Below are 15,793 nucleotides of genomic sequence, written 5' to 3' on the forward strand. Positions count from 1 at the left end.
GAACGGTCACCGGGCCGCCCAACGCAACCCGCGCTGTACGACGGCCCGGGTGACCGGGTGGTCGAGGTCCTCCGGGGAGTGCCCGAGGGTGCAGACGAAAACCCTTCCGTGGCCCCAGTTCCTGGTCCAGACGGCCGGACAGGTCACCGGCCGGTCCCACTGCTCCCCCGGCGCGATCGTGGTGGTGGCCAGCACGTCGTTGTAATCGTCGGCCAACACCCAGTACTGCTCGGTGTGCACGGCGAACGAGGACGGCAGGCCGGCGACGATCGGATGGTCGGCCCGTTCGGGAACCAGTTCGATCCGGTGGTCGACATGGCCGCCGGGGTGGGCGACGAACTGGCCGCCGACCATCTGCAGGTACTCGGGCCGGGAGCGGAACGCATCGACGACACCGCCGTGCCAGCCACCGAACCCGACGCCGCTCGCGACCGCACCGGTCAACCCCGCGCAGTGCTCGGCCGACATCCGGCCCAGCGTCCAACACTGCACGATCACCGAGAGGTCCTGCAGGCGAGCGGCATCGAGGTAGACGTCGAGGTCGTCGGCGATCTCCACCGAGTGGCCGGCGTCGCGCAGCACGGGTACGACCAGGTCCGTCGTCTCCTCCGGCGCATGACCCGGCCAACCACCTCGGACGACCAGCGCCCGGCGTCGTGGTGCGGTCACGGCGTCCTCCCGGCTCGGCAATGCGTGGACTGGGTCCCCGCTCAGCGGACTCGGACGGGGTTGCGGCCCACCTCACACGAGATCGGATAGTTGCGCAACACTTACGAGCCCGCGATGATCAGCCGGTGTCCACGCCCGCCCGTCGCCGTCGGTCCGGTTCCCCGACCCTGGCGGCCATCGCCGCCGAGGCGGGCGTCGCCGTGCCCACCGTGTCCAAGGTGCTCAACGGCCGCAGCGACGTCTCGGAGACCACGCGTTCCCGGGTCACCGAGCTGTTGCGGTCGGCCGGCTACCCCTTCCCCGAGCCCGAGACCGCCCCGCGGACCCCGGGTCTGGTCGACCTGGTGGTTCCGGGCATCGAGGGCTCGTGGGCCACCTCGATGCTCGCCGGCGTCGAGGAGATCGTCTCCGAGTCCGGCCGGGACGTGGTGCTGACCGTGGCGCACGGCCGCCCCGACTCGCCGGACTGGGTCGACCGCTTGATCGCGCGGCGCAGCCGGGGCGCGGTGCTGGCCCTGGTGACGCCGACGGCGGCGGAGATCCGCCGGCTCCGGGCGGCCGAGATCGCCGTGGTGCTCCTGGATCCGGGGGCCGATCCCACCCCGGGGATCGCGACCGTCGGCGCGACCAATTGGGCCGGCGGGTACAGCGCGACCGAGTTCCTGCTCGGCCTCGGGCATCGGCGGATCGGCGTGATCGGCGGCCTGAGCAGTCACCTGTACAGCCAGGCCCGGCTGGACGGGTACCGGTCGGCCCTGGCCGCGGCCGGCGAGCGCATCGCCCCCGAGCTGGTCCGGGATGCCGATTGGACCCGGACCGGGGCGTTCGCCCAGGCCACCCGGTTGCTCGCGCTGCGTCGCCCGCCGACCGCGATCTTCGCCTGTTCCGACCGGATGGCCCTGGGGGTCTACGAGGCCGCGGCGGCCCGCGGTCTGAGCATCCCGGACGACCTCTCGGTGGTCGGCTTCGACGACCTGCCCGAGGCCCGCTGGATCACCCCGGCGCTGACCACGGTGCGCCAGCCGGTCCGTGAGATGGGTGCCACCGCAGCCAGTGTGCTGCTCCGGTTGATGGCCGGCCAGACCGCGTCCAGCCAGCGTCTGGAGCTGTCCACCGTCCTGGTGGAACGGGCCAGTACCGGTCCGGCGCCGGCGCGCTGAAGGCGCGCAGAACCGCAGAAGTCGGCGGTCCGGGCGCCATCGCCGCGGGCCAGGCGAATGCCTCCGGTGTGCCGGAATGTCGAAAGTTTCGACCCGCCGCCGCGTCAGCGCCGTGACGACCGGGTCCGGCCGACCATCCGTCTGGCCGGCCGGGTCGGGAGGGCCAGCAGCGCGTGACCCCGGGCCCGCCGTATTCGCCCGCTGCGCCAGTCGTCTCCGCGCTTCGTCCCGTCCCCGCGGCCATCCCGGCCTGCCGTAGTTCGGCGGTCACATCCCGATCACGCTTCGAAATATTGCGCAACATTGCTTGACGCCGAGCGCTCGCGCCCCCCATAGTCGTCCGCATCACACCGGGCGCCGCCGTCGCCGTCCCTCACCGGAGCAGGCGGGTGCCCTCGGCGCGAGAGGCGCAGCATGACCGACCCGACACCCCCGGCCCCCGCCGGTGAACCCCTGCTGGCGATGCACGGCATCGTCAAGCAGTTCGCCGGTGTGCGCGCGCTGGACGACGTGTCGCTCCAGGTGCGGGCGGGCGAGGTGCACTGCCTGCTCGGCCAGAACGGGGCCGGCAAGTCAACCCTCATCAAGGTCCTGGCCGGGGTGCACATACCGGACGCCGGTGAGCTGCTGTGGGACGAGCAGCCCGTACGGTTCTCCGGGCCGGCCGCCGCCGTCCGCGCCGGCATCGCGACGATCTACCAGGAACTCGACCTGGTCGACGGCCTGTCGGTCGCCGAGAACGTCTATCTGGGACACGAACTCAGCACCGCCGGCTACAGCCGTCGACGGGCCACCACCGACGCCACCCGACGACTGCTCGTGCGGCTCGGCCACCCGGAGATCCACCCGGACACCGAGCTGCGCCTGCTGTCGATGGCGCAGAAGCAGGTGGTCTCGATGGCCCGGGCACTGAGCCACGACGTCCGGCTGATCGTGATGGACGAACCGTCCGCGGTGCTCGACCCGCACGAGGTGGAGAGCCTGTTCCGGCTGGTCGAGGACCTGCGGCGGGACGGCATCGCCGTCGTCTACATCTCCCACCGACTGGAGGAGATCCGCCGGATCGGCGACCGGATCACCGTCCTGAAGGACGGCCGGGTGGTCGCCGCCGGGCTGGCCGCCCGGGACACCCCGACGGCCGAACTGATCGCGCTGATGACCGGACGGTCCATCGAGTACGTCTTCCCCGCCCGACCCGGGGTGCCGGGCGACGCACCGGAAGTGCTGTCGGTGCAGGGTCTCTCGCGGCGCGGCGAGTTCACCGACGTGAGCTTCGGCGTCCGGGCCGGCGAGATCGTCGGCTTCGCCGGACTGGTCGGGGCCGGCCGCAGCGAGGTCATCGAGACCGTCTTCGGGGCCCGCCGGGCCGACGCCGGCCGGGTACTGGTCGACGGCCGGCCGGTTCGTCGCGGGTCGGTCCCGGCCGCCGTCGCGGCCGGGATGGGCCTGTGCCCGGAGGAGCGCAAGGCCCAGGGTCTGCTGCTGGACGAGTCGGTGTCGGTCAACATCGGCGCCGCCACGCTGCGGCGGACGTCCCGCTTCGGCTTCCTCGACCGCGCGCGTGAGCTGCGGCAGGCGCGCACCCAGATCGACGACCTGGAGATCCGCCCGAACGACCCGCGCCGCATCATCCGCACGCTGTCCGGGGGAAACCAGCAGAAGGCCGTCCTGGCGCGCTGGCTGGCCCGCGGCTGCCGGGTGCTGCTGCTGGACGAACCGACCCGCGGAGTCGACGTCGGCGCCCGCTCCGAGATCTACGCCGTCGTCCGGACGCTGGCCGATTCCGGGGTGGCCGTCGTGGTCGTCTCCAGTGAGGTCGAGGAGGTACTCGGGTTGGCCGACCGGGTGCTGGTGATGGCCGACGGCGCCGTCGTCCACGAGGGCCCGGCCACCGACATCGACGAGCACGGCGTGCTCGATCTCGTCATGAAAGGGACTGCCGTGCAGGGAACTTCCTCGAAGGGGACGGCGGCATGAAGACCGGAGTCCCGGCCGCGGCCGGCGCAGCCGCGACCGGACCGGAACTGTCGGGCATCGGCAGCGAGCCGCCGCCGGAGCCGCCGACCGCCCGGCGCACGAGCGTGCTGTCCGGTCCCCTGGGCCGCCATCTGGGCCTGGTCGCCGCACTGGTCGTGCTCTGCGTCATCGGTTTCCTGACCGCGGGCGACCGGTTCGGCGCCGGCTCCAACATCCGCACCATCCTGACCCTGTCGGTGGTCATCGGGGTGCTCAGCATCGGCATGACGTTCGTGATCATCGGCGGCGGGATCGACCTGTCCATCGGTTCGCTCGTCGCGCTCTCGTCGGTCTGGGCCACCACCGTGGCCACCCAGTCGCTGTCCGGGTCGTGGTGGCCGATGGTGATGGTGGCCCTGCTGGTCGGGACCATCTGCGGCGTCGTCAACGGCCTGTTCATCGCCTACGGGCCCATCGTGCCATTCATCATGACGCTGGCGACCATGGCCGCGGCCAAGGGACTGGCCGAGGTCATCTCGGCCAAGCGGACCCAGGTGATCCGCGACGACGGCTTCAAGAACTTCTTCAACGGCGACCTGTTCGGCGTCCCGGTGCAGATCCTGGTCTTCCTCGCCGTCGGCGTGATCGGCTGGGTGCTGTTGAATCGCACCACCTTCGGGCGCCGCACCTATGCCGTGGGCGGCAACCCGGAGGCGGCCCGGCTAGCCGGGATCGACGTCCGCCGACACACGGTCGGCCTCTACGCGCTGATGGGCCTGTGCTGCGGCATCGCCGCCGTGCTGATCGCCGCCCGTACCAACTCGGGCTCGTCCAACCTGGGCCTGGGGTACGAACTCGACGCCATCGCCGCGGTGGTCATCGGCGGCACGCTGCTGACCGGTGGCCGCGGCACCATCGTCGGCACCGTCATCGGGGTGCTGATCTTCACGGTGCTGTCCAACGTCTTCACACTCAACAACCTGGACACCTCGACCCAGGCGGTGGCCAAGGGCGTGATCATCGTCGTCGCCGTGCTGCTCCAGCAGCGCCTGGCCCGCAGCTCGATCTCGCCCTGACCGCCGGCACTGCCGTCGGTCCGGTCACTCCCGTTCGCCGGGCCGTACCGCCGGCGTGCCCGCTTCCGCCCCTGTCCCCGACCCGGTCATCCCAAGGAGCGCCCATGCCCACCTCCGAACCGCCACCGCCGGAACCCGTTGTGCGGCGCGGGATCCCCCGTCGCTCGTTCCTGTTCGCCGGGCTCGCCTTCGGCGGCACCGCCGTGCTGTCGGCCTGCGTGTCCAACGCCGCCCCCGAGAGTGCCGCCACCAGCACCGCCGGAACCACCGGGGCGGCCAGCAGCCCCGCCGCCAGCAACCCAGGAGGACAGATGGTCAGGATCGGTTTCTCGGCCCCGGCGGCGGATCACGGCTGGATGGCCTCGATCACCGACCAGGCCCGCAAGGTCGTCGAGCAGTACTCCGACGTGCAGGCCAGCTTCGTCGAGGGCACCAACGACGTGAACCAGCAGATCTCCCAGGTCGAGACCCTGATCAACGACGGGGTGGACGCCATCGTGCTGCTGCCCTACGACGGCGCCCAGATGACCGACGTCGCCCGCAAGGCGATGGACGCCGGCATCGAGGTCGTCAACGTCGACCGCGTCTTCTCGTCTCCACTGTCGTACCGGACCTACATCGGCGGCGACAACTACGGGATGGGCGTCTCGGCCGGCAACTTCGTCGGACAGCGGCTCAAGGACGCCGGAGCGGCCGACCCGGTCATCGCCGAGATCCAGGGCATCGCCAGCCTGCCGCTGACCGTCGACCGGTCCAAGGGCTTCGCGGACGCCCTGCAGACGTACGGGTTCTCCGTCACCAACCAGGTGTCGGCCGAGTTCACCGCCGACTCCGGTGAGGCGATCACCGCCAACCTGCTGCAGGCCGCGCCGAAGATTGACGCGATCTGGAACCACGACGACGACCAGGGGGTCGGCGTGCTCGCCGCCATCGAGGCCGCCGGCCGCAACGAATTCTTCATGGTCGGCGGGGCCGGCTCCGCCAACGTCATGCGCTCGATCAAGGACGACAACACCGTCCTGAAGGCCACGGTCATCTACCCGTCCACCCAGGCCGCGTCCGGCCTGGAGCTGGCCCGGTTGATCGTGCTGGAGAAGGGCCTGTCGGAGATCGAGGAGCTCGAGGTGCCCAAGAGCTTCACCCTGTACTCCGCCGTGGTCACCAAGGACAACGTCGACAGCTACCTGCCGTCGGCCTTCGAATCCTGATGAGCCCAGCGAGTACGGGGACCACGGTCACCCCGCGGCCGGTGCGGGTGGCGATGATCGGCTACGCGTTCATGGGCGCGGCCCACTCGATGGCCTGGCGCAACGTGCACCGGGCGTTCGAGCTGCCGGTGGCGCCCGAGATGAGCCTGCTGGTCGGCCGGGACGCCGAGAAGGTCGCCGCGGCGGCCCGGCGGCTCGGCTGGGCGCAGACGTCGACCTCCTGGCGGGACGCCGTCGAGCGGCCGGACGTCGACGTCGTCGACATCTGCACCCCCGGCGACTCGCACGCCGAGATCGCGCTCGCCGCGCTGGCCGCCGGCAAGCACGTGCTGTGCGAGAAGCCGTTGGCCAACTCGCTGGCCGAGGCCGAGCAGATGGCGGCAGCGGCCGCGGAGGCCCGGGGCGCGGCCATGGTCGGATTCACCTATCGCCGGGTGCCGGCGCTGAGCCTGGCCCGCCGCATGATCGCCGACGGCGAGCTGGGCACCATCCGGCACGTCCGGGCGGCCTACCTCCAGGACTGGATCGTGGACCCGGAGTTCCCACTGGTCTGGCGCCTGCAGGCCGAGCACGCCGGGTCCGGGGCCTTGGGCGATATCGGAGCCCACATCGCTGATCTCGCGCAATTCCTGACCGGGCAGCGGATCAGCGCGGTGTCCGCCCTGACCCGCACGTTCGTCCCGGAGCGGCCGCTGCCCGACGACGCTGCCGGGCTGGGTGCCACTCCCGGCTCGGGCCGGGGTCCGGTGACCGTCGACGACGCCGCCCTGTTCCTGGCCCGGTTCGACGGCGGGGCCGTCGGCACATTCGAGGCGACCCGGTTCGCCACCGGCCGCAAGAACGCCCTCCGCATCGAGGTCAACGGCTCGGACGGCAGTCTGGCTTTCGACCTCGAAGCGCTCAACGAGCTCTGGTACTACGACGGCCGCCGCCCGGCCGCCGGCGAGGGCTTCCGCAGGCTGCTCGTCACCGAGCCCGAGCACCCGTACCTGGAGGGCTGGTGGCCACCCGGCCACAGCCTCGGCTACGACCACGCCTTCACCCACCAGATGCGCGACTTCCTGCTCGCCGTCGCCGGAGCGGGTCGGGCGGAACCGGATTTCGCCGCCGGTCTGCAGGTGCAGCGGGTGCTGGACGCGGTGCAGCGCAGCGCCACGGACGGCACCTGGCGCGCCGTTCCGACCTCCGACCGAGTCGCGGCAACCGCGGGCTGAACCCGGTCCGTCGACCTCCAGAGCCCGAACCCGTTCGATCCGATGACAAGGACACCGCCATGGCCCGACCGATCACCCTGTTCACCGGCCAGTGGGCCGACCTGCCACTGGAAAAGGTGGCCGAGATGGCCGCCTCCTGGGGTTACGACGGCTTGGAGATCGCCTGCTGGGGCGACCATCTCGACGTGTTCCGCGCGGCCGACGAACCCGGTTACCTGGACTCCCGCCGGGAGATCCTGGACCGCTACGGATTGCGGGTCTGGGCGATCTCCAACCACCTGACCGGGCAGGCCGTCTGTGACGACCCGATCGACGCCCGCCACCAGGCCATCCTGCCGCCGCAGGTATGGGGCGACGGGGACCCCGAGGGCGTCCGCCGCCGGGCGGCCCACGCGATGCAGCTGACCGCCCGGGCGGCCGCCGGCTTGGGCGTCGACACCGTCATCGGGTTCACCGGATCGGCCAGCTGGAAGTACCTGGCCATGTTCCCGCCGGTCACCGAGCAGCAGGTCGCCGCCGGCTACCAGGACTTCGCCGACCGCTGGCACCCGATCCTGGACGTGTTCGACGAAGTCGGCGTGCGCTTCGCCCACGAGGTGCACCCCAGCGAGATCGCCTACGACTACTGGACGACGGTGGCCACGCTCGAAGCCATCGGACACCGCCCGGCCTTGGGCCTGAACTGGGATCCGAGCCACTTCGTCTGGCAGGACCTGGATCCCGTCGGGTTCCTGTGGGACTTCCGGGACCGGATCTACCACGTCGACTGCAAGGACGCCAAGCGGCAGGTCGGCAACGGACGCAACGGCCGGCTCGGCTCGCACCTGCCCTGGGCCGACCCGCGCCGCGGCTGGGACTTCGTCTCCACCGGGCACGGCGACGTGCCGTGGGAGGCCTGCTTCCGGATGCTCAACACCATCGACTACACGGGGCCGATCTCGGTGGAGTGGGAGGACGCCGGGATGGACCGCGAGGTCGGCGCCCCGGAGGCGCTGGCGTTCGTCCGGCGGATGGCCTTCGACCGACCGCAGGCCGCCTTCGACAGCGCCTTCGCGCGACAGGACTGACCAGGGCCAGGGGGGCGCGGGACGGGCGGTCGCTGACGGGCCGGCCGCCCGTCCGACGCGCTGATCGGACCGACCGGCTCTACGGTGGGCCGATGGACGACGCCCATCCCACCCCGGCCGATGCCACCCACGGCCCGGCCGGCGAGACCGCTCCCCCGCTCGAGGTTCTCGAGGCGGACGAAACCGTCCCGCCGCGGCCGGAGGAGGAGTTCGCGGACCGCGAACGGGCCCGGCCGGACCCGCACTGACCTCGGACTCAGGGGCCGTCCAGGCGGTCAGATGACCCCGCCGTGGCCCCCACGGTAGGGATCGAGGGCTGTCTCCGGGAGCACGGGCGCATCGATCTCCCCGGTCGGCGGGGCGGCGAACTCGTCGCCCTCCTGCACCGCCGTCGGGTTGAGCACCCGGGCCAGGAACGCCTGGGTGCGTTCGTGCTGCGGATTGCCGATGACCTGCTCGGCCGGTCCCTCCTCGACCACGTACCCGCCGTCCATGAACACGACGCGGTCGGCGACATCCCGGGCGAAGGCCATCTCGTGGGTGACGACCATCATCGTCATGCCCTCGGACGCCAGCCCCTTCATGACGGCGAGCACCTCGCCGACCAGTTCGGGATCCAGGGCCGAGGTGGGCTCGTCGAACAGCATCAGCTCGGGCGACATCGACAGCGACCGGGCGATCGCCACGCGCTGCTGCTGACCGCCGGACAGCTGCGCCGGGAAGGCGTCCTCGCGGTGGGCCAGACCCACCCGTTCCAGGTTCTCGCGGGCGATCTTCTCCGCCTCGCCCTTCGACCGCTTGAGCACCTTGATCTGGGCGACGGTCAGGTTCTTCAGGACCGTGAGGTGCGGGAAGAGATTGAACTGCTGGAAGACCATGCCGATGCGGCGGCGGACCTTGTCGATGTCGACGTCGGGGTCGGTCATCTCGTCGGGGCCGACGAAGATCTTGCCCCCGGTCGGCTCCTCGAGCAGGTTGACGCAGCGCAGCAGGGTCGACTTGCCGGACCCGGACGGGCCGATGACACAGACGACCTCACCCGCGTGCACGTCGAGGTTGATCTTCTTCAGGACCTCGATGGGTCCGAACGATTTCACCAGACCCTGGATGGAGATGGCCGGACGATCCGACCCACCGGGGCGGGCGCTGACAGATGCGGACACCGTGACCTCCTCAGCCCTTGGCCCGGGCGTGACGCACTTCGAGCCGTCGCACCAGCTGCGACAGCGGCAGGGTGATGCAGAGGTACAGCAGGCCGCCGACGACCAGCGGGGTCGGGCTGACGGCCTTGTTGAGGAAGTCCTGGCTGAACTTGGTCAGTTCGTACTGCGCCGTCGTGACGCCGAGGACGTAGACCAGCGACGAGTCCTTGGTGAGCAGGACGATCTCGTTGGTCAATGGCGGGATGACCACCCGGAACGCCTGCGGCAGCACGATGGTGATCATCGTGCGCCCCGGGCTCATGCCCAGGGTGCGCGCCGCCTCCACCTGCCCCTTGGGGACGGCCTGGATACCGGCGCGCAGCGTCTCGGACATGTACGCCGCGGCGGTCAACCCGAGGCCGACGGTGACCTGCCCGAGGAAGCCGCCGGGGAACTCGAACGTCGGGAACGCGTTCGGGATGCCGTAGGCGACCATGAACAGCACCAGCAGGGCGGGCAGCCCGCGGAACAGTTCGACGTAAGCGGTCGCGACCCAGCGGTAGGGGCCGACGGACGACAGTCGCATCAGGGCGATGATCAGGCCCACCACCAGCCCGAAGATGAACGACAGCACGGTGTAGAGCAACGTGTTCACCAGGGCCACCGTGAGCACCCGGGGGAACATGCGGGCGGCGACGTCAACATTCAGGAACGCGTCAGCGAACCTTCCCCAGTCGGCCGCGAACGCGATGAACACCAGGATGAGCACGAAGACCGCGTACTGCACACCACGGATTGCGCGGGTGCGTTGCCGGCGGGTCAGGGCCACGCGGGTCTCCTCAGACAGGACCGTCGTTGCGGGACAAGAGAAACCGACCGGCGGCGGGGGTCTGGTGAGGGCCGCCCGCGCGCCGGTCGGTCAGGGAACTCGGATCAGCTGGTCGGCGCCTGGCCGATCCACTTGGTGTACAGCTGGTCGTACGTGCCATCGGCCTTGGCCTTGTTGATGGCCGCGTCGGCGACGCTCTTCAGCGCGGTGTTCCCGAGCTTCATCCCGAACCCGTACTGCTCGCCCGTGTCGAACTGGGCGACGATCTTGGTCTTGTCGGGCTGTTCCTTGACGAACTCCGACCACACCGGCAGGTCGTTGATGGCCCCGTCGATCTGGTTGGTGACCAGCGCCTGCTGCTCGGACGCCAGGTCCTGGTACTCGACGATCTCGTAGCCGTTCGCCGCGGCCTGCGCGTTGGCGTAGTCCAGACCGGTGGTCGACGACTGGGCGCCGAGCTTCTTGCCCTTGAGGTCGGCCAGCGAGGTCACGGACTCGTCCGACCGCACCAGCAGCGCCTGGGTGGCGTCGAAGTACGGCTCGGAGAACAGGATGACCTTCTCCCGGTCCGGGGTGATCGTCATACCCGCGGCGGCGATGTCGCACTTGCCGGAGGACAGGTCCTGACCGGACTTGATCCCCTCGAACGGGGTGTCGACGATGGCCTGCTTGACGCCCAGTTCCTTGGCGACCAGGTCGATCATGTCGACGTCGAAGCCGACGGTGTTGCCGTCGTCGTCGTTCGACTGGAACGGTGCGTAGGGCAGGTGGGTGCAGGTGGTCAGCGTGCCCGACGCGATGAGCGCGGCCTTGGCGGCGTCGATGTCGGACTGGCTGGCGGTCGTGCTCCCGGTGCCGGGGGCCGACGAGCCGCTCGAGGAGGCGCCGCTGGAGGAGGCCCCGCTGGAGGAGGCCGCCGAGGACGGCGCGGCCGTGGTCGTGGCACCGCTTCCGCTGCTGGAGCCACCGCCGCAGGCGGAGAGCACCAGGACGCCGGCGAGGCCGGCGGCGAGGGCGACGGAACGGACGGCACGGGCCGGACGCGGATGGGATCTCACAACAGTCACAGCACTCCCCAGGAAGCGGCGGGTGATCGAACAGGGCTGGGCTGCGGACCGGGACGGTGGACCCGGCCCGGCGACAGCATCGGGCCATGCTGCCACGTGGGGCGTGACGACCGCATGACACACCTGCCGTTCACGGTCGTTCACCGGCGTCCGTTGTCCGATCGTGACCTGACAACCCGAGTCGGTGACGTCCGGTCGCCCTCGGTGACCGAACCGGGCGCCGGGTCAGGTGACGGTCAACATTTCCGTCAGGGCCGGGACCCAGTCGCGATCGGCCGCCCGCCACGGCAAAGCTTGGAGTTCGTCGGCCGCGATCCAGCGCAGTGCGGTGTGTTCCCGGGCCTGCGGATCCGGCTCGCCGTCCTCGAGGTGGGCGGCCAGCGCCCGCAGCTGGAGACCGTCGCCGAGATCGACCGGTTCGCCGACCCGGCCACCCACCACGATCCGGACCCCGAGTTCCTCGTCGATCTCGCGACGTAGTGCCTCGGCCTCGGACTCGCGGGGCTCGACCTTGCCGCCCGGCAGCTCCCACTCGCCCGACCGGCAACGACCGACCAGCAGCTCCGCGCGGCCCGGACCGGTACGGGTGATGGCGGCGGCGACCACCAGCCGGGGGGCTCGGGCGGTGCTGTCGATCAGACCGAGCAGCAGGCGCGCGGTGGCCGTGAGCCGCCGGCGGTCGGAGCCCAGCCACAGCCGGCCCGTCGTGGCGATGGCGACGGTCACCCGGGTGCCCGCACCCGCCGGCCCGACGGACACGTCGATCCGGTGCACGGGCCCCGGACCGGTAAGGACCGTCCAGGACGGCGGACCGGACGGATGGGGCCGGTCGGCGCGCAGGACGAGCGACCGGGCCCCCGGCCGCGAGCTCCGTCCGCGTCGCCGCAACCGCATCAGGTCGCCGTCGGCCACCGGCCCGGTGACTGCGGGGTGAACGTCGACGACGGCACCCCGCGCGGTGGCCGCCCGCACCCAGAGGCTCCGCTCCCCCACCACGGTGGTCACCCGGCCCGGCGAGACGGCGAGCACCGTCCCGACCGTCACGGTGTTGCCGCGCTCAGCCACGCCCCGGGTCCACCGCCCGCTGCCCGCGCCCGATGGGCACCGGGCCGTCGGTGACCGGCCGACCGGCCAGCCGGGCCAGTACGGCGAGGGTGACGAGTCCCAGCAGCGGATAGACGACGCCGAGCGCCGACTGCCACAGCGGACGCGACGCCGGCTGGTCCTCGTACTGCTGGGCGATGAGGATGCTCACGACGTAGCTGCAGGTCGCGACCGTCCAGGCGATCGCCAGCCAGCGCGCCGCGGCCGACCGCTGCCGGGGGCCGAACAGGCACCACAGCAGCAGCGGCAGCACCCACACCCAGTGGTGCGACCACGAGATCGGCGAGATAAGCAGCGCAGTGATCTGCACCGCCAGGAACGCCGCGGTCCGGTCGCCGGCCCGCAACGACCGCCACGCGCACCACAGGCCCAGGACGAAGGCCAGGGCCGCGCACACCAGCCACACTCCGACCCGGTCCTGCCCCTGCACCCGGGACAGCGCCCCGCGCAACGACTGGTTGATGGCCGACCAGATGGGACCGGTGCGGGCCGGGTCGAACATCAGCGACGTGAAGAAGCGGACGGTCTCGGACGGCGCGGCGATCCAGCCGACCGCGACGGTGGCGACGAACGTCGCCACCGACCAGAACACCGCCCACCACCGGCGTTGCAGCAGGTAGTACAGACCCGACAGGGCCGGCGTCAGCTTGACCCCGGCGGCCAGCCCGACGCTCAGACCACCCCAGAAGTCCCCGCGCCGGGTGGTTTTCGGGTCGATCATCGGATCGCCCGGGACGGCCGGCGGGCCGGCCGCCGCCGCGCCGGTCAGCAACAGCGCCGCGAGGAACAGATTGATCTGGCCGTAGTTGAACGTCGTCCGTACCGGCTCCAGCCAGAGCCCGAGGGCGATGACCGTGACGACGATGCCGCGCAGGTGCCTGACCGGGTGGGGGGCACCGGGACCGGCCCGGCCGAGCAGCTTGAGCGTCGAATACGCCATGAGACCGATCGCCCCGAAGGACGCCGCCTGCCACAGCACCCGCAGCACCGTCCACGGGATCCAGACCATCGGCGTGAAGATGAGCGCCGAGAACGTCGGATAGGTGAACGGCAGGTGCAGCGGCTCGGAGAAGAAGTCGTACAGGGTGCCGTCGAACAGGTGGCCGGCTCCGTCGTAGTAGACCTTGAGGTCCACCATGTTGAAGGCGTCCGACCCCAGCAGGGTGACGACCACGTGCAGGATCAGACTGACCGCCAGCAGCGCCCACGGCGCCCAGGTCGAGGCCACCAGGGACCGCATCGCCCGGACCATCGTGCGGGGCACCGCCTTCCATCCGTCGTCCGGTGGTGGTCGGCCGGACCGGCGCGACCGGTCCTGCCCGGTGGCGGCCATCGTAGGCAGCTCGGGAGTCCTGGGGCGGGAACACCCGCGGGGCTCATCGGGTTGCGCCCAGGGGCCGGCCCACCGCGCCGGCCTGCCAGGCATCCCACCCGGATGCCGTCCAGGTTCTCCAGAGAGGTCCGCACCGTGTCCGTCGACCACACCGCCATCAGCACGCAGATCCAGCTCGTCGCCCGCCCGGAGGGCTGGCCGACCCCCGACGACTTCCGGACGGTGACCGTCGAGTACGGCCCCCTGGAGCCGGGCCAGGTGCGGGTGGTCAACGAGTTCGTCTCGGTCGACCCGTACATGCGCGGCCGGATGAACGACGTGAAGAGCTACGTCCCGCCGTTCGCGCTCGGCGAGACGATGACCGGCGGGGCGATCGGGCGGGTCGTCGAGTCGACGGCGGACACGGTGCCGGTGGGCAGTGTGGTCTCGCACCAGTTCGGGTGGAGGGACGTCGTCCAGGAGGACGCCCGCGGCTTCCAGGTGGTCCCGGAGATCCCCGGTGTGCCGTTGTCGGTGCGGCTGGGCATCCTGGGCATGACTGGCCTGACCGCCTACGTCGGGTTGACCGACATCGCGCCGGTGAAGGACGGCGACACCGTCTTCGTGTCCGGGGCGGCCGGCGCGGTCGGCAGCGCGGCCGGCCAGTTCGCCCGGCTCCTGGGCGCGGCCCGGGTCGTCGGGTCGGCCGGATCGGCGGACAAGGTCGCCCGGCTCACCGACGAGTACGGCTTCGACGCCGCCTTCAACTACCGGGACGCCCCCGTCCGCGAGCAGCTGCCGACCGTGGCGCCGGACGGCGTCGACGTGTACTTCGACAATGTCGGTGGCGACCACCTGACGGCCGCCCTGGACGTGCTCAACCGGCACGGACGGGTCGCTCTGTGTGGCGCGATCGCCGGCTACAACTCGACCGAACGCACCCCGGGCCCGGACAACATGTCGAACCTCATCACCCGCAGCCTCACCCTGCGCGGGTTCACCCTCGGTGACCACCTGCACCGGGCCGCCGACTTCCAGCAGTGGGTGACCCCGCTGTTCGCCGCCGGGAAGATCGCCTACGACGAGACGGTGGTCGACGGGCTGGAGAACGCCGTCGATGCGTTCCTGTCGATGATGCGCGGCGGCAACACCGGCAAGATGGTGGTCCGCGTCAGCCAGTCCTGATCATCCGATGACCCCGCCGGCGAGGCCGCCCAAAAGATGGGTGACGCCCATGGCGAGGAGACCGCCGGCGACGTTCCGGACGACGGCCCGGCCGACCGGCGCCTTGCCCAGACGGGCGGACAGTGCGCCGGTGATGGCCAGCGCGACGGCCACGGCGATGACGGTGACCCAGCTGCTCGGTGCGAACGCCGCGCCGAGCAGCGGGATCGCCGCCCCGCAGACGAACGCGACGAAGCTCGCGAACGCCGCGTGCCACGGCGAGGTGAGCTCGTCCGGGTCCAGGCCCAGCTCGGCCTCGGCGTGGGCACCGAGGGCGTCGTGCTCGGTGAGCTGCACGGCCACCTGCCGCGCCAGTTCCGGACTCAGGCCCTTGCCCTCGTAGATGGCGGCGAGCTCGTCGAGCTCCTCCTCCGGCATCTCCGCGAGCTCGCGGCGTTCGAGGTCCAGGACGGCCTTCTCGGTGTCGCGCTGGGTGGACACCGAGACGTACTCACCGGCGGCCATGGACATGGCCCCAGCGGCCAGACCGACCAGCCCGGCGAGCACGATGGCGCTGCGGTCGCTGGTCGCCCCGGCGAAGCCGAGCACGATCGCCGCGGTCGAGACGATGCCGTCGTTGGCGCCCAGCACACCGGCGCGCAGCCAGTTCAGCCGGCCGGCCAGGCCGGGGTCGTGGGGTTCGTGCGGATGGGCGGGACCGTCGGTGGCCGGGTCGGCCACGGTCTTGGGGACAGTCGGGGTATCGGGGACCGCCGGGTGCTCAGGAGCGCTCACCGGACCAGCATGACCGACCGCGACCGCTTC

At 71.3% G+C, this 15,793-nt stretch carries 15 protein-coding genes; 8 read left to right on the forward strand and 7 right to left on the reverse strand.

The features are described from left to right. Positions 1 to 6: 6 nt before the first annotated feature. Complete coding sequence (locus FDO65_RS08425) at positions 7 to 669, reverse strand: ThuA domain-containing protein (protein WP_137448881.1); 663 nt, start codon at positions 667 to 669, stop codon at positions 7 to 9. 125 nt (positions 670 to 794) lie between these two features. Here FDO65_RS08425 and FDO65_RS08430 point away from each other — a divergent pair, with 125 nt between their 5' ends. The 7 genes from FDO65_RS08430 to FDO65_RS22120 all read left to right on the forward strand — a co-directional run bounded on the left by FDO65_RS08430 (position 795) and on the right by FDO65_RS22120 (position 8,598). After that, entirely contained in the window at positions 795 to 1,829 is a 1,035-nt protein-coding gene (locus FDO65_RS08430) for a substrate-binding domain-containing protein (protein ID WP_205849852.1), read from the forward strand. 414 nt (positions 1,830 to 2,243) lie between these two features. Then, a complete protein-coding gene (locus FDO65_RS08435; protein WP_137448883.1) occupies positions 2,244 to 3,806 on the forward strand; it encodes a sugar ABC transporter ATP-binding protein in 1,563 nt (520 codons plus the stop codon). Then, entirely contained in the window at positions 3,803 to 4,861 is a 1,059-nt protein-coding gene (locus FDO65_RS08440) for an ABC transporter permease (protein ID WP_137448884.1), read from the forward strand. The genes FDO65_RS08435 and FDO65_RS08440 overlap by 4 nt, the downstream gene beginning before the upstream one ends. Positions 4,862 to 4,965: 104 nt before the next feature. After that, positions 4,966 to 6,069: a substrate-binding domain-containing protein gene (locus FDO65_RS08445; RefSeq protein ID WP_137448885.1), complete on the forward strand. Its 1,104-nt coding sequence runs from the start codon at positions 4,966 to 4,968 to the stop codon at positions 6,067 to 6,069. Further along, positions 6,069 to 7,283, forward strand: a complete 1,215-nt coding sequence (locus FDO65_RS08450) for a Gfo/Idh/MocA family protein (RefSeq protein ID WP_205849853.1) — start codon at positions 6,069 to 6,071, stop codon at positions 7,281 to 7,283. The genes FDO65_RS08445 and FDO65_RS08450 overlap by 1 nt, the downstream gene beginning before the upstream one ends. Positions 7,284 to 7,342: 59 nt before the next feature. After that, positions 7,343 to 8,350 carry a sugar phosphate isomerase/epimerase family protein gene (locus FDO65_RS08455; protein ID WP_137448886.1) on the forward strand — a complete coding sequence of 336 codons (1,008 nt, stop codon included), beginning with the start codon at positions 7,343 to 7,345 and terminating at the stop codon, positions 8,348 to 8,350. Between the two features lie 92 nt (positions 8,351 to 8,442). Continuing rightward, on the forward strand, positions 8,443 to 8,598 hold the full coding sequence (locus FDO65_RS22120) for a hypothetical protein (protein ID WP_166442091.1): 156 nt from the start codon (positions 8,443 to 8,445) through the stop codon (positions 8,596 to 8,598). Between the two features lie 27 nt (positions 8,599 to 8,625). On the opposite strand, the gene FDO65_RS08460 is transcribed toward FDO65_RS22120, so the two are convergent. From FDO65_RS08460 to FDO65_RS08480, 5 genes are all read right to left on the reverse strand, one after another. Further along, positions 8,626 to 9,513, reverse strand: a complete 888-nt coding sequence (locus FDO65_RS08460) for an amino acid ABC transporter ATP-binding protein (protein WP_137448887.1) — start codon at positions 9,511 to 9,513, stop codon at positions 8,626 to 8,628. 10 nt (positions 9,514 to 9,523) lie between these two features. After that, on the reverse strand, positions 9,524 to 10,321 hold the full coding sequence (locus tag FDO65_RS08465) for an amino acid ABC transporter permease (RefSeq protein ID WP_137448888.1): 798 nt from the start codon (positions 10,319 to 10,321) through the stop codon (positions 9,524 to 9,526). 104 nt (positions 10,322 to 10,425) lie between these two features. Further along, positions 10,426 to 11,379, reverse strand: a complete 954-nt coding sequence (locus tag FDO65_RS08470; protein WP_205849854.1) for a transporter substrate-binding domain-containing protein — start codon at positions 11,377 to 11,379, stop codon at positions 10,426 to 10,428. A 234-nt stretch (positions 11,380 to 11,613) separates the two neighbouring features. Next, complete coding sequence (locus FDO65_RS08475) at positions 11,614 to 12,453, reverse strand: NUDIX domain-containing protein (protein WP_205849855.1); 840 nt, start codon at positions 12,451 to 12,453, stop codon at positions 11,614 to 11,616. Then, on the reverse strand, positions 12,446 to 13,825 hold the full coding sequence (locus FDO65_RS08480) for a glycosyltransferase 87 family protein (RefSeq protein ID WP_166442092.1): 1,380 nt from the start codon (positions 13,823 to 13,825) through the stop codon (positions 12,446 to 12,448). Before FDO65_RS08480 ends, FDO65_RS08475 begins: the two co-directional genes overlap by 8 nt. A 135-nt stretch (positions 13,826 to 13,960) precedes the next feature. On the opposite strand from FDO65_RS08480, the gene FDO65_RS08485 reads away from it, so the two are divergent. Further along, positions 13,961 to 14,989, forward strand: a complete 1,029-nt coding sequence (locus FDO65_RS08485) for an NADP-dependent oxidoreductase (RefSeq protein ID WP_240757497.1) — start codon at positions 13,961 to 13,963, stop codon at positions 14,987 to 14,989. Here FDO65_RS08485 and FDO65_RS08490 read toward each other — a convergent pair whose 3' ends face one another. After that, the gene (locus tag FDO65_RS08490; protein ID WP_137449652.1) at positions 14,990 to 15,709 is read right to left on the reverse strand and encodes a VIT1/CCC1 transporter family protein; all 720 of its coding nucleotides are present in this window, start codon (positions 15,707 to 15,709) and stop codon (positions 14,990 to 14,992) included. Positions 15,710 to 15,793: the final 84 nt, after the last annotated feature.

Source organism: Nakamurella flava (assembly GCF_005298075.1).
GTDB classification, from domain to species: Bacteria; Actinomycetota; Actinomycetes; order Mycobacteriales; family Nakamurellaceae; genus Nakamurella; species Nakamurella flava.

Bases quoted from the DNA above. Each gene is read 5' to 3' on its own strand.
- FDO65_RS08435 (WP_137448883.1), top strand. From the start codon at position 2,244: ATGACCGACCCGACACCCCCGGCCCCCGCCGGTGAACCCCTGCTGGCG.
- FDO65_RS08440 (WP_137448884.1), top strand. From the start codon at position 3,803: ATGAAGACCGGAGTCCCGGCCGCGGCCGGCGCAGCCGCGACCGGACCG.
- FDO65_RS08445 (WP_137448885.1), top strand. From the start codon at position 4,966: ATGCCCACCTCCGAACCGCCACCGCCGGAACCCGTTGTGCGGCGCGGG.
- FDO65_RS08450 (WP_205849853.1), top strand. From the start codon at position 6,069: ATGAGCCCAGCGAGTACGGGGACCACGGTCACCCCGCGGCCGGTGCGG.
- FDO65_RS08455 (WP_137448886.1), top strand. From the start codon at position 7,343: ATGGCCCGACCGATCACCCTGTTCACCGGCCAGTGGGCCGACCTGCCA.
- FDO65_RS22120 (WP_166442091.1), top strand. From the start codon at position 8,443: ATGGACGACGCCCATCCCACCCCGGCCGATGCCACCCACGGCCCGGCC.
- FDO65_RS08480 (WP_166442092.1), bottom strand. From the start codon at position 13,825: ATGGCCGCCACCGGGCAGGACCGGTCGCGCCGGTCCGGCCGACCACCA.